The following is a 21,562-nucleotide window of genomic DNA, read 5'->3' on the forward strand; positions in this document are numbered from 1 at the left end:
GATTTGAATAAAATACAACAAACTTTTAATTATCAGTAATTATTTAACACGGAAAACAACTTCAAGCGCACCCATTCAAATAAATATAAATAACTATTATTCATTAACACAATCAACATTTAGTTACTTATCTTAGTAACATGAACTTCCCTGCCATACACGGCATTATTGACCGCCGCATCCTGATCAACTTCACTGCCGACCCTGCTATTGTTCAGGATATGCTCCCCGCTCCCTTCCGGCCTAAGATCTATCAGAACAAAGCAATTGTGGGTGTATGCCTGATCAGGTTAAAAAACATCAAACCCAAAGGCCTTCCGGATTTTCTGGGAATCGCCTCTGAAAATGGCGCACACCGTATAGCGGTTGAATGGGATGAAGAAGGTAAAACGAAGGAAGGGGTATATGTTCCGCGCCGGGATACGTCTTCCAGGCTCAATGCATTTGCCGGAGGAAGGATCTTCCCGGGTAAACATTACCTGGCAAGGTTCAACGTAAAAGAAGCCAATGGGGCTTATCATGTAGACTTTACCAGTTCAGACCATACGAAGATCTCAATAGATGCGAAAACAACGGATTTATTTCCGTCCGGCTCCATTTTCCAGACACTGGAAAATGCCTCCAACTTCTTCAAAAACGGATCCCTTGGCTATTCTCCCAATGGCAACAACAAGTTTGAAGGTTTAAAGCTTCAGATCCGGGAATGGAAAGTACAACCGCTTGAAGTATTGAATGTACATTCCAGTTTCTTTGAAAATAAGTCTGTTCAATTTGACAATGCGCTGTTAATGACGAAGATTGAACACGAATGGCATGGTGCAGGCAGCAAAGCTTGCTAAAAAAAATGCTTGTCAATTTTTCGGTTGTTCAGCCGGTCTGCCTGGCCTACTTTTGATAAAAAGAATTGAGAAATGCTGACGAACGATATGATGTATGATGCACTGCTGAACAAGGATGTTTCCTATGAGGGAACATTCATAGCAGCTGTCAAAACCACCGGTATATTCTGCCGGCCAACCTGCACCGCAAGAAAACCAAAAAAGGAAAATGTTGAATTCTTCAAGACCCCGAAGGAAGCTATCTTAAGAGGTTACAGGCCTTGTAAGGTTTGTAGCCCATTAGAAAAAATGGGCGAAACACCGGATGAAATTAAAGAGATACTGGATGCCCTGAACGCTGATCCTTCTTTAAAGTTTAAAGACTGGGACCTGCTGCAGAAAGGAATTGAACCCAGCAAAATAAGAAGGTGGTTCCTTAAGAACCACGGTGTTACCTTTCATGCTTACCAAAGGATGTTCCGGATCAATTCCGCGTTCAACAAGATACAAAACGGGGAAGCCATTAGCTCCGTTGCCTATGATGCCGGATACGAATCATTGAGTGGGTTTTCAGATTCCTTCAAATCTATATTCGGTGTATCTCCTTCTCACAGCAAGGATAAAAAGATCATCAATATCACCCGCATCGAAACACCATTAGGCACCATGTTTGCCTGCGCAACAGAGGAAGGTATCTGCCTCCTGGAATTCACAGACCGTAAAATGCTGGAATCCCAGTTAAAGATCCTGGCTAAAAGGGTCAATGCCAATATTATCCAGGGAGCCAACAAACACTTTGATCAGTTAAGGAAAGAACTGGAAGAATATTTTGAAGGTAAAAGAAAAGTATTCACTGTTCCCTTATTCATTCCCGGCACGGAGTTCCAACAGGCAGTATGGGAGAAACTCCAAACCATCCCCTACGGTACTACCCGCTCTTACTCCCAACAGGCTGTTATTCTTGGTAAACCACAGGCAGTACGCGCTGTTGGCAATGCAAACGGTATGAACAGGATCTCTATCATCATCCCCTGCCACAGGGTGATCGGGGAAGACGGGCACCTCACAGGATATGGCGGCGGCATATTCAGAAAGCAATGGCTGCTGGATTTCGAAAGATCACATCAATAAGGTAATCACTAGAAAATATGGAAAAGAAAAAAAATGACGCAAGATGGCTTGCGTTAGGGATTGTATTGTCTGCACCCCTCCTTTATGTTATCGATATCTTCATTATCAACATGGTCATTCCCGCTATTCAAAAAGGCGTACATGCCACAGATAGAGAGGTACAATTAGTAATAGCCGGATATCTGCTGGGAAGCGCTTCCTTCTTAATTATCGGTGGCAGAGCAGGTGATTACCTGGGTAAGAAAAAAGTATTTCTCTGGGGCATGTTCTTCTTCACACTCACCTCCTGCCTCTGCGGTTTGTCGCAAACAGCACTGCAATTGAATGTTACCCGGTTCTTCCAGGGCATCAGCTCTTCCTTTATGGTACCACAATCTATTGCCTACATTCATGTGTTATTTACGGATGATAAAGAAAGGGCAAAAGCAGTGGGATGGTATGGCATTACATTAAGCATTGCCGCCATCATAGGGCAGGTATTAGGTGGTTACCTGGCAGAAACGGATTTTGCCATAGAAGGCTGGCGACTGATCTTCTTCATCAATCTGCCGGTAGGCATAATTACGATATGGGCGATGTGGAAGTACCTGGATGAAACACCCAAGGATACCCGGCACACATTCGATTACAGCGGTGCCCTGATCTTAACAGCAGGCCTCATCAGCCTCATCTACCCCTTAACAGAAGGGCGTGAAGCAGGATGGCCTTTATGGAGCATTGGTCTGCTGTTATTATCCGGCATCATCTTCTCGGGCTTTATCTATGATCAGAAAAGGAAACCTAATCCCCTGATCGATATGTCGCTTTTTAAGATTGGAGGATTTAATATTGGTATGCTGGCGGTGTTATTTCATTTTATGATGCATACTGCATATCTGCTGATGAGTGCTGTATACCTGCAGAACGGGCTGGGATTATCTGCATTGGAATGCGGGTTGTATTTTATACTCCATGCTATGTTGTTTATGGGATCGGCCTTTGCCGCATCTAAACTCATCGTTCGTTTCGGGAAAAGGGTTTTACAGATCGGATTGCTGATCATCCTGTTATCCTTTGTATTACAACTGTTCCTTTTCGGTCCCTCCGTCAGTGGCTTTCATGTAATGTTGCTGATAGGAATTTATGGGCTTGGCAATGGCATGATACTTCCTTCCCTGCTGAACATAGCACTGGGAAGTGTACCGGTTAAATTTGCAGGTGTTGCAGCTGGGGTATTTTCTACATTCCAGCAAACAGCTTCTGCATTAGGGATAAGTATACTGGGCGGTGTATTTTATTATGCACTGAGCAGGCATCATGATTATTTCAAGGCATTTGAGAATGGCATCATTGCAAATATTATTTGTCTTGGTATAGTGGCAGTTATGTTACATCTGCTTCCGGGAAAGGTAAAGTCCATGCCGGAAGGGGATTTCCTTCCCTGAAAAATAAATGCGGTCTTTACAGACCGCATTTATTCTATTTTCCGAATGCCTTTTCCAATGCTGCAATATCCAGTTTCTTCATCTGGAACATAGCCTTGGTCATACTGGCTACTTTAGCCTTATCAGGGTTTTGCAGCATTTCGGTCAGTCCTTCCGGAACAACCTGCCAGGATACACCAAACTTATCTTTCAGCCAGCCACACATCTGTGCTTTTTCATCTCCGCCTTCGCTGAGTTTTTCCCAGTAATAGTCTACTTCTTTCTGGTCCTTGCAATTAACGATGAAAGAAATAGCTTCTGTGAACTGGAAGTGCGGACCACCATTCAGTGCTACGAACTCCTGTCCGGCAATGATGAATTCTATTGTCATTACAGTACCTTCCGGGATACCATGAAATTCAAATCCTTCAGCACCATAATAAGTTTTCCGGGCAGTTTTCCCATCCTTGAAAACAGTGAGGTAAAAATTTACCGCTTCCTCTGCCTGCATGTTAAACCAGAGGTTTGAGGTGATCTTCTGCGTTGAAAGTCTCTTTTCCATTGTTGCTATTTTTGGTATTGTAACACAAAAATAGGCCCGGCATTTAACTTAGAGGAGGTGTAACGGCGACATTAAAAGGGGTTATTGCGACATGCGGGTATAAATTGCGTCAACGCGGGGGATTATTACTAAATATACAAATCTCCATGTGGGATTTGTTATATTTGATTACTTAAGACAATAAACAACCATGGCGGAAAAAATCACCTGTCTGCTCATAGACGATGACCTGGATGACCAGGAGATATTTAAACTTGCTTTACAGGATGTAAATGATGATGTACACTTCCTTACTGCCAATGATGGCGCTGCCGGCCTGCAATTATTAAGCGCGCCGGAAAATCTTACACCGCATTATATTTTCCTTGATCTCAACATGCCACGCATGGGTGGGAAGGATTGCCTGACGGCTATCCGCAACATTCCACATCTTTCAAAGACCCCCGTGATCATTTACTCTACATCTTCCGATCCCAGGGATATCAGGGAAACAAAGTCGCTGGGCGCCAGTGATTATATCGTCAAGCAATTCGACATCAATTCTTTAAAGGATATCCTCGCACAGTATTTCTAAGCCATCTTCCGCCAGATCCTTTGCCGCTGCTGTAACTGTTTATATCTGGGTGCAATAGCCGAGTATTTGAGGCTTTCTTTCCCGCCTAATGCAATAAAGCCCATGGGCTCAAGGCTATTATCAATCAGTTGCAGCGCTTTATTCTGTAATTTTCTGGAGAAGTAGATGAGCACATTCCTGCAAATGATCAGTTGAAATTCATTGAATGAACCATCAGATACCAGGTTGTGCGGGGAGATCACCATACGTTTCTGCAACCCTTCATCCAGTTTCGCCCAATCATATTTAGCGGTATAGTACCTGGAAAAATCCTGCGTACCGCCAGACTGAATATAGTTTTCAGAATATTGCTTCATATAACGAAGCGGATATATGCCCTTCTTTAAAACTTCCAGTACCGCCGGATTAATGTCTGTTGCATATAACAGCGATCGTTGGAGCAGACCGGCTTCCTTCAATAGAATAGCCATGGAATATACTTCCTCCCCTGTGGAACAGCCTGCATGCCAGATACGGATAAAAGGATGGCGCGCCAGTTCCGGCAATACCTCTTCGCGCAGGCGTTGAAAGAATACCGGGTCCCGGAACATCTCCGTTACATTCACTGTCAGTTCCTCTACAAAGTACCGGAAGTAAACAGCATCCTGCATCACCTTCTGATGGAATCCCTCAAAATGCGGGAATTTATCCAGCGTATATAACCTGTTCAACCTTCTTTTCAGGGAAGGCAGGGCATAATCATTAAAATCATAACCATACTCCTCCATCACATCTCTGAGCAGGAGATCTATCTGTTCATCCGTCAATTCAAGTTCACTCATTTGTTGCTGTCGTATAACCACACCCGTAATAATGATAATAGCTGATCGATGTCCACCGGCTTGCTGATATAATCGGAAGCGCCTGCTGCTATACATTTCTCCCTGTCCCCTTTCATGGCTTTTGCCGTTACGGCTATTACCGGCAGTTTTTTGAATTGCGGGTCTGCCTTGATCTGGCGGGTAGACTCATATCCATCCATCTCAGGCATCATCATATCCATCAATACAATATCTACCTGTGGGTTCTTCTTCAGTTGCTTCAGTGCTTCTTTTCCATCCATGGCAGAGATCACATGCATATGGTATGTTTCCAGTGCTTTGGTGAGCGCAAAGATGTTCCTTACATCGTCATCCGCCAGCAGCACTGTTTTATTCTTCAATACATCCTGTAGTAAACCAAGCCCATTCCCCGTGCGCTCGCCTTCTTTTTTGGCCTGCATCAGGTGCAGGAACAGCGATACTTCATCCATGATACGCTGATAGGAGTTGGCCACTTTTATAACAATAGAATCTGCATACTGCCTGATGCGCTGTTCCTCTTCGCCGGAAATATTTTTGCCGGTAAAAATGATGATAGGAATGTTTTCCAGGCCGGGATGTTTCTTCACCTCGTCCAGCATATCATATGATTGCTCTCCGGAGGCGCCCATATCCAGGATCACACAGTTTACCTCTTTTTGCTGCAGGCTGTCTATGCTATCTGTAATACTGTTCCTGATCTGTGTATGTACTGAGAAATTTTCCAGGTAATAAGCCAGTGCTTTGGCATGTTTTACATTCTCTTCCACGATCAGCACCTTGCGGGAGTTGCTATTCAGGATATGTTCTATCCTTGCGAACACATCATCCATCCGGCTGTAGGATACCGGTTTATCAATAAAATCAACGGCTCCTTTAGAAAGACTTTTAAACCTGCTTTCGTAAGAAGACATGATATGCACCGGAATGTGACGGGTAGCACTGTTATTTTTCAGTTCTTCCATTATCTCCCAGCCATCCTTCACCGGCAACTGAATATCCAGCAGAATGCCCTTAGGCTGGTATTGCAGTGTAAGTGGCAGCGCTTCATCTCCCCTTACGGTTACAATACCTTTGTATCCCTTCTGACGGGTGAAGTCGAGCAGGTATTGTGCAAAAGCCCTGTCGTCTTCAATGATCAGGATCACAGGATCACCGGGGTTTACATCCTTACGGTCGTCCGGCACATGTTCCGGTATCACGGCACTAACAAAACGCTGTTCTTTTGCAGGTTGTAATATTGTTTCCGCCATGGCGGAAGTATAGGCCGCCGGTGTAACAGGTATGCGTACCTCAAATTCACTGCCAGCACCCTGTTCGCTTCTTACCCGGATGCTGCCGCCTAACAATTTCACCAGTTCTTTGCTGATGGAAAGGCCCAATCCCGTGCCGCCGAATTTTCTGCGGGTAGAGCCATCTTCCTGCTGGAAGGCTTCAAAGATCACTTCCTGTTTATCTTTTGAGATGCCGATGCCCGTGTCTTTTACGGTAAAGATCACCATGCCGGGATCTTTATCATCCTGCGCGATATTCAATGCCACCATTCCCTCTGCTGTAAATTTCAAAGCATTGGAAAGCAGGTTGCGGATGATCTGCTCCAGTCTTTGCCGGTCTGTTTCAATCATCGCAGGCATCCTTGTATCTGTATGTACTTCGAAGACCAGTCCTTTTTCTTTGGCCACAGGAGCAAACAAGGCATTCATTTCCTGTGCTACTTCCCGAAGGTTCACTTCAGAGAAACTGAGGTCCATTTTACCGGCTTCAATGCGGGAGAGGTCTAATATTTCGTCTATGAGAGACAGCAGGCCTTTTCCGGAATTCTGGATCACATCGGCGTATTCCAACTGTTCTTCCGTGAGGTTCTGTTTGTTGTTCTCTCCCATGAGGCGGGATAAGAGGAGGATAGAATTCAGTGGTGTCCGTAATTCGTGGCTCATATTAGCCAGGAACTCTGATTTATATTTAGAGCTCAGTGCCAGTTCAGAAACTTTCTGTTGGATGTCCCTGTTCCGTTCATAGATCAACTGATTACGTTCCTCCAGTTCTTCATTGGCTTGTACCAATTCTTCCTGCTGCACGCGCAGTTCTTCTTCCGAGGCCTGCAATTTCTCTGCCTGTGCTTCCAGTTCGCTGTTGATATTTTCCAGTTCGTTATGTTGTGCCTGTAGCTCTTCGGCTTGCGACTGGGTTTCTTCCAGTAACTCCTGTAAGCGTTTGCGGCCTTCAACACCAAACAGAACCGTACCGATAGTGTGAGAGGCAGCTTCGAGGAATTCCAGTACCCGCTGCGGGTAAGGTTGTGCAGCAGCCAGTTCTATCACCCCTACCACTTTACGTTCATGGAACATAGGTACGGCAATGATATTCACTGGTTTGATGGTACCGGAGGCATGGTGTAATAACAGCAGGTCCTCCTTTACTTCCTTCAGGTGCAGGATGCGTTTGCTTTCCGCAGCCTGCCCTGCCAGTCCTTTTCCATAAGGGATATATTCATATCCTTCTCCATCAAAACCAAAACCTTTTACAAAACGAAGGGTGTTGTGATTCTCTGCAACATAAAATCCTGCTATATGGCTTTCCGTATAAGCAGTGATATGATCTACGATCTGGCCGGCCAGTACTTGCATATTATATTCTCCCAGCATCCGGTCGTTGAGTGTGGCAATTCCTGTTTGCAGCCATTCTTTATCTTTCAGCTGATCAAATGAAAATTTCAGTGCGCCGGCCATTTTATTCAAAGAAACAGAGAGGATGCCTAATCCGTCCTTTCCTTCATCAGGCACCCGAACTTCATAATCACCCTCAGATATCCTGGCTGCTACTCCCTGGATGATCCTGATCCGCCTGCTGATATCTGCATCCTTCCCTTCCAGTTCCAACTGCATTTCCAGGCGGTGCCTGAAATCTGCATTTATTTTCAGGAATGAAACTACGGTGATCAGTATGGCCAGTAAAGCAGCGATAATAATGAATGTGGGGGTAGTAGCGGCAAAATCGTTCAGTCTTTCTGTGCGGGTGAGTAACAGTTTTTGTTCGCGGTCCCTCATCGCGGTTACCAGGTCACGTGCCTGGTCCATGTACTGTTTGCCCTTTTCCATGTCGGCCACTGTTACCTCCTGGCCGCTTTTGTTTTTCTCGATATTGGCCTTCAGTAACTTCATCCTTTGTGTGGATGCTTCCAGCAGTTGTTTAGCATCCTCCTGCTGAGCAGGGTTATCCGTAGTAAGGTCCCGGAAGTTATTGATATGTGCTTTAATGGAATCTTCAGCGCCATTATAAGGTTCCAGGAAATCAGCGTTACCTGTGATCAGGAAGCCACGTTGTGCGGTTTCTGCGTCTTTCATCACTGAAATAGATGCTTCCAGCTCATGCAGTACCTCGTTGGTATGATCTACCATGTCTGCACTAAAGATCAGATTCTGTATACTCAGATAAGAGGCAACCGAGGTAAAAATGAGCAACACTAATGAAAACCCGAAACCTATTAACAGGTTCCGCTGGAAAGTTGATTTCATTTTCCTGTACAATTATGATTGTTTTAAGGGTAGTAAAATGTAAAAAGTGCTGCCTTTTCCTTCTTCGCTGCTGGCGGTGATCAATCCGCCGTGAGTATCAATGATCTTCTTCACGATGGCTAATCCTATACCTGTGCCCTCATATTCCGCCCTGCCATGCAGGCGCTGGAAGATCACGAAGATCTTATGAAGATAGGCTTCATTAAACCCTATCCCGTTATCCTGCACTGCAATGCGGCAATACGCACCATGCGCATCTGTTATGCTATCCGGTGACAGGTCACGTACGATATCTGCAGTAATTCGGATATCCGGTGGTATCCCTTCCCGGGAGAACTTAAGCGCATTGCTGAGTATGTTCTGAAAAACCTGGCGGATCTGCGCAGCGATGGCATCTATGACGGGTATTTCTCCTACCTCAATTACTGCCTGTTTTTCCTGTATCAATAATTCCATATCATCCATGATCTCCAGGATGATGGTATTGAAGTTGGCAGGTTGATAAACATCTGTTATCGCTAATTTGGAATAATCAAGCAGGTCTGTGATCAGCTTATTCATCCTGGCGGCAGAATGGACCACCCTGTTCAGGTATCCATTCGCTTCCGGCTGTTCATGCCCGAATTTGCTGCTGATCATATTGCTGAACACCTGGATCTTGCGGAGTGGTTCCTTGAGATCATGCGAAGCCACGTAAGCAAATTGCTGCAATTCATGGTTGCTGTTCGCCAGTTCCTTATTTGCCTCCTGTAAGGCTTTGGTACGTTCATGCACCCGTTCCTCCAGTAACTGGGTAGTTTTTTTCTGCTCATGGATATCCGTGAACATCCCTACCCATTTCACTACCTGGCCCTGTTTGCGTATAGGCGTTAAAGTAAGGGAGTGATACCTGTATTCCTGTGTATCCAGTAATTTTAGTAAAACTTCCGCAGCCTGTGGCTGGCCATCTTCCACAGCTTTGGCCACACTGTGAATTACCGTGTAGTCATTATCCGGGAATTGCGATTTATCAGGTGAAAAACGATACCAATACTGGTTCACATACTCGATATGGCCCTGTTCATTCAATGTGAAGGCAATTTGAGGAATAGATTCAAGTACGGAACGCAGCTCTTCCAGGCTTTGCACAAGTGCCTCCTGCGCATTCTTACGTTCGGCGATCTCATCCTGCAACACTTTCTGCATTTCATTTAATTCCCGGGCCTGCTGATGCAGCCGGTAGAAAGTACCCACCTTTAATAAGAGGATGTCCGGATCAAAAGGTTTGGTGACATAATCCAAACCACCAGTGAGATAACCCTTTTCAATGAATTTCTTTTCCACGTTAACCGCGGAAAGAAAGATGATAGGGATATCTTTCGATTTACTATATCCTGTGATCGCTTCTGCTACTTCAAATCCATCCATGCCGGGCATTTGCACATCGAGGATGATCAGAAAGTAGGTATTCTTTAAGATCTTCCGTAAAGCTTCTTCCCCCGAAGAAGCGGTATCAACCCTATAACGGTTTAATTCCAGCAGCTTTTGTAGGGAATAAATATTTTCGGGACGGTCATCTACAATTAGAATCATAACTTAATGGGCAGCTAAAGGGAGGCAATTTATTACATTTTACAGCCTTGGGGCTGTAGATTCTTCTCTACACCTAAAGCACTGTCTCACAGCTGATTAACATTGGCACAGTATATGTAATGTGGAAACCCGCGGCTGTCGTCAGGGTTTTCTGAGATTGTCGTGAACCACCTCTTTAATGTCGCGTTTACCACCACTGCAATTTGTTTTCAGCCAGTAGTTTTGTATCCTAAAACAATAAAAATGCAAAAGATCACCCCATTCTTATGGTTCGATAACAATCTCGAAGAAGCCATTAATTTCTATTCTACCGTTTTTACAAATGCGAAGATCAGTAATATCAATCCTATGTCCGCCACCTTTGAGTTAGAAGGACAGCAATTCATGGCACTGAACGGCGGGCCGCATTTTAAATTCAATGAAGCGGTTTCCTTTTATGTGAATGTTGAAACGCAGGAGGAAGTGGATTACTACTGGAATAAATTAACAGCGGACGGAGGATCAGAAGGAAGATGCGGATGGCTGAAGGATAAGTTTGGCCTGTCGTGGCAGATCATCCCTTCTATTCTTGGAAAACTGATGGGAGATAAAGATCCTGTTAAATCGAAAAAAGTAGTGGATGCCATGCTCACCATGAATAAGATAGATGTGAAAGGATTGCAGCAGGCATATGCATCATAAATAAAAGAAGAGGGAAGTATTTGTGTACTTCCCTCTTTGCTGATTATTTTTCAACTGTATTGATCACACCTCTGAAATAACCGGTGGATTCAGCAATACCAGGTAAAGGATCACTCATATCCTTTTCAAATTCTATAGCGCAGATACCCTGATACTTCACTTTATCCAACGCTGCTATCAAACCCGGGAAATCTATCACACCTCTTCCGATCTCTGTTGCTTTTCCGTCTTTCGCGGCCAGGGTCACATCTTTGATATGCAGATCGAAGATCCTGTTCTTGTATTCGCGGATGGCTTTTCCAGGCTCTTCACCGGCACGCATAGCATGACCTATATCCAGGCAGATCCCCATACGGGCATCCCTGTTTTTGATCAGGTCATATACATTTTTGGGGCCGGGATACAATTTATCCTCCGGACCATGGTTATGGATAGCAATCTTAATATTGTATTCTTTTACTTTCTCTTCTGTATAATCCAGTAATTCCGGATTCGGTACGCCCACGATCAAAGGAACGCCTACTTTCTTTGCATAGGCGAATGCATCGTCTACCGCAGCTTTTGTTTTCATATAGATAACACCTACTGCATAAACATTAATACCACCTGCAGAGAATTTACCCAGCACTTCCTTGATCTTTTCCTCGCTGCTGTTCAGCGGCAAATGGATATCCTTAATGGAAATATACTTAATGGCTACCCTGTTCATGATGGCGATGGCCTTATCCACATCGAATTTTGCAAATGTGTAACCTGCCATCCCTACCGGCAGGTGGTCTTTCTTATCAATATTCCGAGTAGCGTTGCTGGCAGAGGCCACGAACGGAGCAACAGTGGTAGCTGCTACACCCAATGCGGCATGCAATAGAAAATCCCTTCTTGATGACATGTTTGATGGATTAATTGTAAATGACTGATAAGCCAAGTTCTCTAAAAAAATCGGCTTTTGCAATGGATTGCAATTAAAATAGTCAAGTGGATGATTTTCAACTATTTAGAATACAATGTACTGACTGGGCACAGCTTCCGTCAGCCAGACATTATTTGCTGAAAGGTAGAAAGAGATACCTTCTTTATACATCTGGCCACTTTTTATTTCCAATATAACAGGCACTCCCCTGCGACTGCCTACTTTTGTAGCCGTTTCCTTATCGCTGCTCAGGTGAACATGTTGCCGGCTCATTTTCAACAGGCCTTCTTCTTTTATATTTTGCAGGAACTTTGATACAGTACCATGGTATAAATATTCCGGTGGCTCACTTTGCTGCAGATCAAGATCAATGTTGACTGAATGTCCCTGGCTTGCCCTGATATGCGTGTATGCATCATTGAATGCAAAACGTCTTTTATCATTTGTGTCTACAATTTCCTCCAGTTCAGCTCTTGAAAACGGATTTCCATGATCTGCTGACTTTACCAGGAGCTCCTCAATATCTGCCCATCCATTCTCATCCAGTTGCAAACCGATCGTTTGTGGGCTATGGCGCAATATCAGGCTGAGGAATTTACTGATGCTCTTTTTATGTTGCTCATTCATATTGTACATCTCTTTTGAATTTTGATAATAATGTTGCCAATTGCGGATGTACCGGCATTACAAACTGCTCACCAAAAAACACCTTTATCACTTTTATGCCCTCCACAATCTGATCATTAAAAGCAGGCAACTCTTCAGCCATTATTGGATATACCTGTCCACAGGGAAGGTTTTGATGCCTGCCATGCTATTAAATGAATCGGTGGAATAGATCTCATCTATAAAGGCAATCGTATTTCCTTTACTGAAGATACCGTGGCTAACGATGAGCACAACTTTTTGTGCTCCTTTCTCTTTCAGCATTTTTGCTGTGCCCGCAAAAGTGCCGCCGCCATCACAGATATCGTCTATAATAAAACAGGTTTGCCCAGAGAGGTCTGCGGTGATGGTTTTAAAACTGGTGAGCGCTCCGGTTTTAAGGTCCCGCTCTTTCATACACTCTACCACATTTTCTATTTGTAAGAAATGCGCGAGCTTATGGATCTTCTTCAGCGCACCTGCATCCGGAGACACCAAACAATATTCAGCAGGCTTATTATGTTGGAAATAATCTTCAAGTGCGTCTTTAACGAACAGGTGATTAGTAACGGCATAAGACCTGTCTATCAAAGCTGTTGCAACTTCTGAATGTGGATCAAAGATCTTTATCTTCTTAAAATTTCCCTGATTTAAGATCCCTGCCACCACTTTCAGGGAAAAGGGTTCTCCATCCAACATCACCCTGTCCATCCGTGCGGCCATCAAATAAGAAACACACAATTCTATATGCTCAAACTCCATGTAATCCAGTGTGCTTTTGATAAACAGCACCATCATCAGATCATTGGGATTATTGATCCTACAGATTATTTGCAGGGGTTCTTTCCTGCTGATGTACTGAACACTTTTCACATCCAGTTTTATATGGGGCTGGCCATCCGGGAAGATCATTGTTTCAAAACGGATATCAGATCTATCCGGATAAATGAGATTAAATGAATTCATGTCTGATTTGCTTTTATATTGTTCTCCCATTTTTCATGAGTTTATCTCTGACCTCCATCAATGCATAACCCAGCAGGTTCTGGCCTTTCCATTTTAATGGATTGTTGATATCCGGGTGATCTGCGGCCATGCCGTTACCCCAGATACTATCCACAGGACTTGCTTCTACTAATACCCTGTTCTGGGTATTGAGCAGGAAATCCTGTAAGGGTTGATGTTGTGAGAATTTGAAAACATTTCCTTCTACTACGATATTAAATTTATGTTCGTCCCATGTGGCGGGATCAAAGTTGGATATCTCCCGCCCTAGTTTTTTAGCTTCACCTGGCTCAGTACATTTAATGATTTTCCCAAATACCACTTCATCATTGAACAGTCGGGCTTTTCCTGCCATCATCCAATGTTCTGCTGTTTTATAAGTGATATCATTTACCACAAAGTCTGCCGGCCACCACTGGCTAAAGCAGCTGGCAGAAATACTGCCATCCCTGGTGGGCCTGTGACCCCAGAAAAAGAGGAATTTTATCTGCTCTTCCTGCTGGTATTTTTCTATCAGCCATTGATTTGAATACTTCATATCAATTCTTTTATTCTATTCCTGATTTCCGCCAATGTAACATCTACTAACAATGCGCCATCTTTGAACACTGTTTTCAATTCTCCCTGTTCTTCTTCCGCCCAGGTGCACTGGTCTTTTAAAGTAAGTTTTCCAGTAGCATTATCTCTGTACACCTGCATTAATCCTTTGGCAGATTTCTTTGTACCATCATCCGTTTTAGGATCTTTGAAAATATCTCTTCCTTCTCCATTCACTTCGCCATAAGTAGCTTTCATAGCGAAACCAAAAGTATCCCGTGTTACATATTCATAAGTAAAAGAGCCAATACCCAATACCACATTGTAGCTGGAGAAATCTTTTTCTTTCAATCCTTCAAGAATGGCTACCTGTCTTTCCGTGGTGATACTGTCGCCATATATCAATCCAATATGGCTATCTAATAGTTTATAGCCCATTTCTGTTATGGTACCACCAAAGGTTTCCCACATACATTCTATAGCACCTTTGTATTCAGGACTGCCAATGGGCGCATCTTTGTCGCCAATAATGATCTTTACCGGATCTCCGCTATCAGGGCGGATCACCACTTTACCATTACGTGCCAGTATTTTGTCTTTCAACTGCGGAAGGAATACGGTGATCACTTTCCAGAAATCCCAGGTATCACTCACAATGGACACTATACCGGCAGGGTAGATATCATTTATCAGGCGTTCGAAGGTTTTGATCTCATCATCCTGCGTACCCATACACATTACACTGTGTTCCGTGGCAGGAACGGAACCACCAACGAGTTCTTTTTCACAATCTGCGTGATAGTATGTTTCCAGGAAATCAATGGCAGGGATCGTATCTGTTCCTGCAAAGGAAAGCAAATGCGCTGCGCCGCTCATGGCAGCATCTTCAATTCCACTCATGCCACGGAAAGAAAAATCGTGCCCCTGCCATGGAATAAAGCCCATATCATTTCCTACTGTTTCCTCTGCATATTTTGTAAAGGTTTTGAGATATTGGAAAGCGGTAGTGGCTGAAGTACAAGGCTTCCATAAAATAGCACTCAGCAATGTTTCCAGCATATTGGTAAGCCAGAAGAATTCCGGTACGGTATTTTTGATAGTGAATACCGGCACTCTCATGGGCACCAGGCTACCTTCCGGCAATGCTTTAATCTCCAGCGGTAAATACCCCAGTTTATGTAGGTCAGCAATGTGCTGATAGCTGATGCTGTCTTTCCCCAGATAGTTATCCATGATCCTTGCATATTGCTGCAACACTTCAGCCTGTGGTCTTTTGAAGAAAAGTTCATCAAACTGCCTGATCAGGTATTCTTTGATGAAATATTGCAACCCGAAAAAAACGATCTCGTCTACTTCGGCGTTTCTGGATTTACGGGGAGTAAGGTTAGAATATACCAATATAGTTCCCTCCGGATATTGGAATTTGTGCCCTACTTTATAACCATCTTTCAATAGTATAGGAGATGTTCTCATGTCTAAATAATGTTAAGTTGGAAATTATACTGTTTTAATTTTTTATTGAATTTATATAAGTCCGCGGGCCTGTTCTGTAAACCCTCCCGCTTGGTACCGGTATTGATAAGATAGTCTGCATCCAGGATCTTTCTTCTGAAATTCCTTCTGTCTATGGATATATCCAGGATGCATTCATACAAGTCATGCAACTCCGTCATAGTGAACAACTCATCCAGCAATTCAAACCCTACCGGGAAATAGATGATCTTGGACTGCAAACGCTGTAATGCTTTATTAAAGATGTCAGTATGATCAAACCCTAATTCCGGCAATTCCTTACAGTCAAACCATTTCACATCGTTAGTCATTTTACCTGCGGCTATCTCAAACTTACGGGGATTAACCAAGGCATAATAAGCAACAGCTATCACCCTTCCTCTGGGATCCCTCTCCGGTTCGTCAAATGAATACAATTGCTCCAGGTACACTTTATCCATCCCCAGCTTGGTAGACAATACCCTCGAACAGGTTTGCTGAAAGGTTTCATCCATTTGGAGGAAGGCTCCCGGCAAAGTCCATTGGTCCTTAAATGGTTCCTCGTTCCTGTTCAGCAGCAATACAGACAATCTGTTATCATGGTAACCAAATACCACAAGATCCACTGCCAGCGAAGGATTCTTATATGAAGTAAAAGATTTAGCCATTTGTTTGCGTTATTATGACGCAAAGTAATGTAAAGTTTATCACACTACCAATTTTTCCTTTTATATTTGAGCCAAACAGTGCTACCATGAAACATCTCATTCTACCCCTGCTACTCATTTGCGCATCTTATTTACATTCCTCCGCACAGTCAGAAAATCCCAAATACGATAAAGCACTTGCGGACAGCCTTGGTGCCGATAAATACGGTATGAAAATGTATTACCTGGTGATCCTGAAAACAGGCAGTAACCAGGTGACGGACAAAGAAAAAATGACGGAACTTTTCAAAGGCCATATGGATAATATCAACAAACTGGTAAAGGATGGCAAGATGGTTATTGCGGGGCCGCTGGGTAAAAACGACAAACAGTATCGTGGCATATTTGTATTAAATGCCAAAACGAAAGAGGAAGTGGATGTTATGCTGCAGGGAGATGCAGCCATCAAAGAAAAAGTATTCGATGTTGAAATATTTCCCTGGTATGGTTCCGCTGCGCTGCCTAAATACCTGGAGTTCCATGAAAAAGTAGAGCAGACGAAACCCTGATTAAAAGATCTGCATGCCTGTATTCATCAATAACAAATAACAGGCAAGGTATACTACCAGGAAAGAAAAAGACCAGGCGAAATAGCGGATGATACCCCGGCTGCCTTTCCGGAAAGGTGCAAAAAAGAGCAGGTTGATGCCCCAGACAGGCAGCGCCACTACAAAATTGACCACCACCAGCAGGCAGGTGAAGGCAATGGCAAATACAGCAGGTTGTATTACTATACCTGAGGGAAGACCATACAATGCCCCAATGGCAATACTACTCAGCACGACCCAAAATGCATAACGGAATCCTTTCTTCAGGTTGAAATAAAAATAATGCCAGCGATAGCGGAAGGTCAATGTGATCAGGTCTGCTATCTCTGCATTGTGCACTTTTTGTTTCTGCTTGCGGAAACGTGGCCACCAGATAATGAAGCCGGTTACAAAAAGCACGAGTGGCATCAGGCCACCCAGCAGCGCTAATATTTTTGTAGGCATACCACCAAAGCTGCCATAGTGAATAGGCGTAAGCCAGCTCAGGTAGGCACTGCCGGAGTTGGGAAAATCCGTGCGGCTGTTCAGTAAAACCTTACCACTGTATTGATCAAGGATCAGCATTTCACGTTTACCACTTTTGGGCAGGCCCTCTCCTATTATATCCAAACGGTAGTTACCGGTACTGTCTGAAGGGAAAGCCACTCCGGCAACCCTTCCGCCGGGCATGGTTTCATTGGCCAGCGATACAATATCTTTCAAAGGCAGCGTGCGCGCTCCTTCCGTATAAGTGGATTTTGCGCCTAACAATGCCGCCACGCCCTGTGGCGATTGGCCATTCAATACAAAAAGTAATGCGATCACCAATGGAGAAAAAGTAATACAAACACCGGTGAGGGAGAGCAGGGTTACCACGGGAGCAGAATAAAAACCGAGTACGTTGTGCCAGTCGTAATTCTGCCGTTTGAAACCAGCGCTGAACTTTACAGTGAGTACGGATCTTAACTGGTTCCATTTGGCAGGGATCCATAAACGCAGGCCACTGATGGTGAGGATCAAAAGGCAGAGTGTGGCTATGCCAACAATGTACCTGCCCACTGTTGGAACAAGCAAAGTGCGGTGCAGTTCTGTTACGATATGGATAAAAGAACTTTCATGCAGGCGTTTGCCACTTAATTCTGCGGTATAAGGGTTGATGAAATATTCATCTTCTGTTTTAAAATTGAATAGACGGTAGGCGAGGTTGGGCTTATCGTCCACTTCCATCATCATATAGCTAAACTTCAGCTGGGGATGTTTTTCGCGGATCAGGGGAAGGATCTCGGCAAAGGACATCTTATGTTGCTGCTCCATAACAAGGAACAGTTCTGGGTTCAAAGCGCGGTCTATTTCATCCTGAAATACCAATATGCTCCCGGTAACTCCTACAAATGCCACAATAGCGCCTGCAATAATTCCCAGGTATACATGCCATTTTCCAAACCAGCGTTGTTGATGTTTTGCCCATTGAAGTCTCATGGGCGTAAATGTGCTGAAAAACATCATGCATGGTTTACGCAAAAGGGAAAGAGTTTTACGCAATAAGGAAAAAGAAGGGCAGGAAGCTACAGGATGCCCTACCGCCTCCTAAAAGTTATCTTAGGTTTATGACGCTCACACAACTCTTTCTGTTCCTCCTGCTTTTGCAGCAAAAACCGGATAGTTTAAAAGCCGGGTTCCTGCAACCACCTCCTTCTGCAAGACCTGGTGTTTACTGGTACTTTATGGATGGCAATCAATCCAAAGCTTCCATGACCGCAGACCTGGAATCCATGAAACGTGCGGGCATCGGGCACCTGGTATTCCTGGAAGTGAATGTGGGTGTTCCGCGTGGTAAGGTGGATTTTCTGAGTGAAGAATGGCAGGATTTATTTGCACATGCAGTTCATGAAGCGGAAAGATTAGGGATTGAAATAACATTGGGTGTAGGCCCCGGATGGAGTGGCAGTGGCGGGCCATGGGTAGCTCCCAACCAATCAATGCAACACCTGGTGGCCAGTACCACCAAAGTTAGTGGTGGATCATCAACGCCGATACAACTCCCTGTACCGGAACCCCGCAAACCATTTTTTGGAGAAGGTGGTTTAACACCTCTGATGAAAACACAGTGGAAAGCATTCTATGAAGATGTGGCCGTATTGGCTTTCCCCACTCCTTCCGCCGAACATAAAATAAAGGATGCAGATGAAAAAGCCCTGTATTACCGGGCACCCTTCAGCTCTGTAAAAGGTGTGAAACCTTATCTCACACCGGTAATAACTGAAGGCCTTGCTATCACCAAAGATCAGATCATTGTACTCACGGATAAATTACAAAAGGATGGTACACTTCAGTGGAAAGCACCTCCCGGCAACTGGACCATCCTGCGTTTCGGCAGCAGGAATAATGGTGCCGTAACAAGGCCTGCCCCTTTTCCCGGATTAGGATTCGAAGCGGATAAGTTTGATACCGTGGCCATGAATGCTCACCTGGAAGCCTATACGGGGAAACTCTTACGTAAGATAGGACCCCGCAAAACAAGTGGTGGCGGGCTCAGGAACCTGCATATGGATAGCTGGGAAATGGGTGCACAGAATTGGACGGCAGCATTCAGGCAGGAATTCATCAAACGGAGAGGATATGATCCCCAGCCTTTTTATCCCGTATACTTAGGTATGGTGGTGGAAAGTGCAGCTATCAGCGAACGTTTCCTTTGGGACCTCCGGCAGACATCACAGGAGCTGGTACTCGATTTCCACGTAAAACATTTAAAGGATTACAGCCACCGGAATGGATTTAAATTATCCATTGAACCTTATGATATGAATCCCACAGCAGACCTGGAACAAGGTGCGCTTGCGGATATTCCCATGTGTGAGTTCTGGAGTAAAGGATATGGTTATAATACTTCCTTCAGTTGCATCGAAGCCACTTCCATCGGGCATGTCAATGGCTCTTCTGTAATTGCAGCAGAAGCTTTTACGGCAGAGAACAATGAATCCTGGAAACAATACCCCGGGTCTGTAAAGAACCAGGGAGACTGGGCTTTTGCCATGGGCATTAACCGTTTTTTCTATCATACTTTTATTAATCAGTCACTGAACGATTCTTTAAGACCCGGCATGACGATGGGGCCTTATGGTGTGCATTGGGACAGAGGCCAAACCTGGTGGCCCATGGCAGATGCTTACCACCGGTATATTTCAAGATGCCAATACATCCTGCAACAGGGGCGTGCGGTAGCTGACATATTGTACCTCACACCGGAAGGGGCACCACATGTTTTCAGACCTCCTTTATCTGCATTAACGGAAGATGAATTTCTGCCGGACAGAAGAGGATATAATTTTGATGGCTGCTCTCCCGGGCAATTATACAAAGCCAGCGTAAAAGATAAACAGATTGTATTTCCCGGCGGTGCTACTTACAGGGTATTGGTGTTGCCTGCTTCAGAAACAATGACAATCCCTTTATTGAAAAAGATCCAATCTCTTGTGAAGGAAGGTGCATTGGTAGTGGGCATACCTCCTCTACGAACACCAGGTTTGATGGACTACCCCAAAGCAGACCAGCAATTACAGGCCATCGCGAAAGAAACGAAGTTGCTGGCTGTTCCCTATGATTCATTGTATCCCTCTTATGATACCATTACCCAGCTGCTGGATGTGAAAGAAGATTTCAGCTCAACAGGAGCTATCCGTTATACACATCGCGTTACGGAGAACAGGGATATTTATTTTGTATCCAATCGTACAGATAAAGCGATACAAACAACCAACACTTTCCGCACAACATCAGGTGCACCAGAATTATGGGACCCCTTGACAGGTACTACCCGCATATTGCCTGAGTTTAAAACAGAGAATGGTACTACTACTATTCCGCTGCAATTTGAACCATACCAGAGTTTCTTTATCGTATTTGAAAAAGGAAAAATCGCAAGCGCCGGCAAAAAGAACTTTATACAAACAAACATTGCAGATACATTAGAAGGCGCATGGCAGGTTTCATTTGATCCCAAATGGGGCGGCCCCTCCAAGATCACCTTTGATCAATTACAGGACTGGACTACACGGCCGGAGGAAGGGATTAAATATTATTCTGGTACGGCTACTTACCGCAAGCAATTCAGCTTAGCAAAAAATAATCAACGCTATTATTTAGACCTGGGAGAAGTAAAGAACCTGGCCCGTATAAGATTGAATGGCAAAGACCTCGGCGTGTTGTGGACGGCTCCATGGCGTGTAGATATCACAGCAGCGCTGCAAAAAAACAACCTGTTGGAAATAGAAGTGGTGAACCTCTGGCCCAACAGGCTGATAGGGGATGCAAAACTACCGGATGATGGTGTGAAGAATGGCCAATGGCCTGCGTGGTTGCTGGAAGGTAAAAAGCGGACAAGCGGGCGATATACTTTTACAACATATAGCCCCTATAAACCGGATTCACCTTTGCTGCCATCAGGACTTACAGGCCCGGTGACTATCAGGACTTCTTCTTTTTAGGCTTATCGTCCTTGAGGGCTTTTTTATTATGGGTCATATCATCCCCTTTAAAATCCTGCTCCTCATTCTTACGGCTGTCCAGGTTATCCCTGATCTCAGGCTTTGGCATATTGGACTGACGGTCGTTCTGCGTTTTCGAAGTTTTCATTTCCAAGGATTTG

The 21,562-nt window shown here is 44.4% G+C and carries 19 protein-coding genes; 7 read left to right on the plus strand and 12 right to left on the minus strand.

What is annotated here, in order from left to right:
- The first annotated feature begins 140 nt into the window (after positions 1 to 140).
- The 3 genes from AAHN97_RS18345 to AAHN97_RS18355 all read left to right on the plus strand — a co-directional run bounded on the left by AAHN97_RS18345 (position 141) and on the right by AAHN97_RS18355 (position 3,373).
- Positions 141 to 839 carry a DUF2071 domain-containing protein gene (locus tag AAHN97_RS18345; protein ID WP_343303520.1) on the plus strand — a complete coding sequence of 233 codons (699 nt, stop codon included), beginning with the start codon at positions 141 to 143 and terminating at the stop codon, positions 837 to 839.
- A gap of 72 nt (positions 840 to 911) precedes the next feature.
- Positions 912 to 1,949, plus strand: a complete 1,038-nt coding sequence (locus tag AAHN97_RS18350) for a bifunctional transcriptional activator/DNA repair enzyme AdaA (RefSeq protein WP_343303521.1) — start codon at positions 912 to 914, stop codon at positions 1,947 to 1,949.
- A gap of 17 nt (positions 1,950 to 1,966) precedes the next feature.
- Positions 1,967 to 3,373, plus strand: a complete 1,407-nt coding sequence (locus AAHN97_RS18355; RefSeq protein ID WP_343303522.1) for an MFS transporter — start codon at positions 1,967 to 1,969, stop codon at positions 3,371 to 3,373.
- 34 nt (positions 3,374 to 3,407) lie between these two features.
- On the opposite strand, the gene AAHN97_RS18360 is transcribed toward AAHN97_RS18355, so the two are convergent.
- Entirely contained in the window at positions 3,408 to 3,914 is a 507-nt protein-coding gene (locus AAHN97_RS18360; protein ID WP_343303523.1) for a VOC family protein, read from the minus strand.
- Between the two features lie 190 nt (positions 3,915 to 4,104).
- Between AAHN97_RS18360 and AAHN97_RS18365 the strand changes: the two genes are divergently transcribed.
- Positions 4,105 to 4,488 carry a response regulator gene (locus tag AAHN97_RS18365; RefSeq protein WP_343303524.1) on the plus strand — a complete coding sequence of 128 codons (384 nt, stop codon included), beginning with the start codon at positions 4,105 to 4,107 and terminating at the stop codon, positions 4,486 to 4,488.
- On the opposite strand, the gene AAHN97_RS18370 is transcribed toward AAHN97_RS18365, so the two are convergent.
- The 3 genes from AAHN97_RS18370 to AAHN97_RS18380 are packed head-to-tail and all read right to left on the minus strand — an operon-like array spanning position 4,485 to position 10,414.
- Positions 4,485 to 5,309, minus strand: coding sequence for a CheR family methyltransferase (locus AAHN97_RS18370; protein WP_343303525.1), 825 nt, complete (start codon positions 5,307 to 5,309; stop codon positions 4,485 to 4,487). The two genes, AAHN97_RS18365 and AAHN97_RS18370, sit on opposite strands and share 4 nt — an antisense overlap.
- Complete coding sequence (locus AAHN97_RS18375) at positions 5,306 to 8,842, minus strand: response regulator (protein WP_343303526.1); 3,537 nt, start codon at positions 8,840 to 8,842, stop codon at positions 5,306 to 5,308. The genes AAHN97_RS18370 and AAHN97_RS18375 overlap by 4 nt, the downstream gene beginning before the upstream one ends.
- A gap of 12 nt (positions 8,843 to 8,854) precedes the next feature.
- Positions 8,855 to 10,414: a sensor histidine kinase gene (locus AAHN97_RS18380; RefSeq protein WP_343303527.1), complete on the minus strand. Its 1,560-nt coding sequence runs from the start codon at positions 10,412 to 10,414 to the stop codon at positions 8,855 to 8,857.
- Positions 10,415 to 10,657: 243 nt separating this feature from the next.
- Here AAHN97_RS18380 and AAHN97_RS18385 point away from each other — a divergent pair, with 243 nt between their 5' ends.
- Positions 10,658 to 11,095, plus strand: coding sequence for a VOC family protein (locus AAHN97_RS18385; protein WP_074242854.1), 438 nt, complete (start codon positions 10,658 to 10,660; stop codon positions 11,093 to 11,095).
- A 43-nt stretch (positions 11,096 to 11,138) separates the two neighbouring features.
- Here AAHN97_RS18385 and AAHN97_RS18390 read toward each other — a convergent pair whose 3' ends face one another.
- The 6 genes from AAHN97_RS18390 to AAHN97_RS18415 all read right to left on the minus strand — a co-directional run bounded on the left by AAHN97_RS18390 (position 11,139) and on the right by AAHN97_RS18415 (position 16,351).
- On the minus strand, positions 11,139 to 11,984 hold the full coding sequence (locus AAHN97_RS18390; RefSeq protein WP_343303528.1) for a TIM barrel protein: 846 nt from the start codon (positions 11,982 to 11,984) through the stop codon (positions 11,139 to 11,141).
- Positions 11,985 to 12,089: 105 nt separating this feature from the next.
- A complete protein-coding gene (locus AAHN97_RS18395) occupies positions 12,090 to 12,632 on the minus strand; it encodes an RNA 2'-phosphotransferase (protein WP_343303529.1) in 543 nt (180 codons plus the stop codon).
- A 141-nt stretch (positions 12,633 to 12,773) separates the two neighbouring features.
- A complete protein-coding gene (gene prs, locus AAHN97_RS18400) occupies positions 12,774 to 13,616 on the minus strand; it encodes a ribose-phosphate diphosphokinase (protein WP_343303530.1) in 843 nt (280 codons plus the stop codon).
- A gap of 13 nt (positions 13,617 to 13,629) precedes the next feature.
- Entirely contained in the window at positions 13,630 to 14,193 is a 564-nt protein-coding gene (locus tag AAHN97_RS18405; RefSeq protein WP_343303531.1) for an NADAR family protein, read from the minus strand.
- Entirely contained in the window at positions 14,190 to 15,665 is a 1,476-nt protein-coding gene (locus tag AAHN97_RS18410) for a nicotinate phosphoribosyltransferase (protein WP_343303532.1), read from the minus strand. Before AAHN97_RS18410 ends, AAHN97_RS18405 begins: the two co-directional genes overlap by 4 nt.
- Positions 15,666 to 15,667: 2 nt before the next feature.
- Entirely contained in the window at positions 15,668 to 16,351 is a 684-nt protein-coding gene (locus AAHN97_RS18415; RefSeq protein ID WP_343303533.1) for an NUDIX hydrolase, read from the minus strand.
- A gap of 86 nt (positions 16,352 to 16,437) precedes the next feature.
- On the opposite strand from AAHN97_RS18415, the gene AAHN97_RS18420 reads away from it, so the two are divergent.
- Complete coding sequence (locus tag AAHN97_RS18420) at positions 16,438 to 16,899, plus strand: YciI family protein (RefSeq protein WP_343303534.1); 462 nt, start codon at positions 16,438 to 16,440, stop codon at positions 16,897 to 16,899.
- Here the strand turns inward: AAHN97_RS18420 and AAHN97_RS18425 are convergent, their stop codons facing one another.
- Entirely contained in the window at positions 16,900 to 18,396 is a 1,497-nt protein-coding gene (locus AAHN97_RS18425; protein WP_343303535.1) for a PepSY-associated TM helix domain-containing protein, read from the minus strand.
- Positions 18,397 to 18,524: 128 nt separating this feature from the next.
- Between AAHN97_RS18425 and AAHN97_RS18430 the strand changes: the two genes are divergently transcribed.
- Entirely contained in the window at positions 18,525 to 21,401 is a 2,877-nt protein-coding gene (locus AAHN97_RS18430) for a glycosyl hydrolase (RefSeq protein WP_343303536.1), read from the plus strand.
- Here the strand turns inward: AAHN97_RS18430 and AAHN97_RS18435 are convergent.
- Positions 21,382 to 21,549, minus strand: coding sequence for a hypothetical protein (locus AAHN97_RS18435; RefSeq protein ID WP_343303537.1), 168 nt, complete (start codon positions 21,547 to 21,549; stop codon positions 21,382 to 21,384). The two genes, AAHN97_RS18430 and AAHN97_RS18435, sit on opposite strands and share 20 nt — an antisense overlap.
- Positions 21,550 to 21,562 lie beyond the last annotated feature (13 nt).

Origin of the sequence: Chitinophaga niabensis (assembly GCF_039545795.1) — a bacterium.
Classification (GTDB): domain Bacteria; phylum Bacteroidota; class Bacteroidia; order Chitinophagales; family Chitinophagaceae; genus Chitinophaga; species Chitinophaga niabensis_B.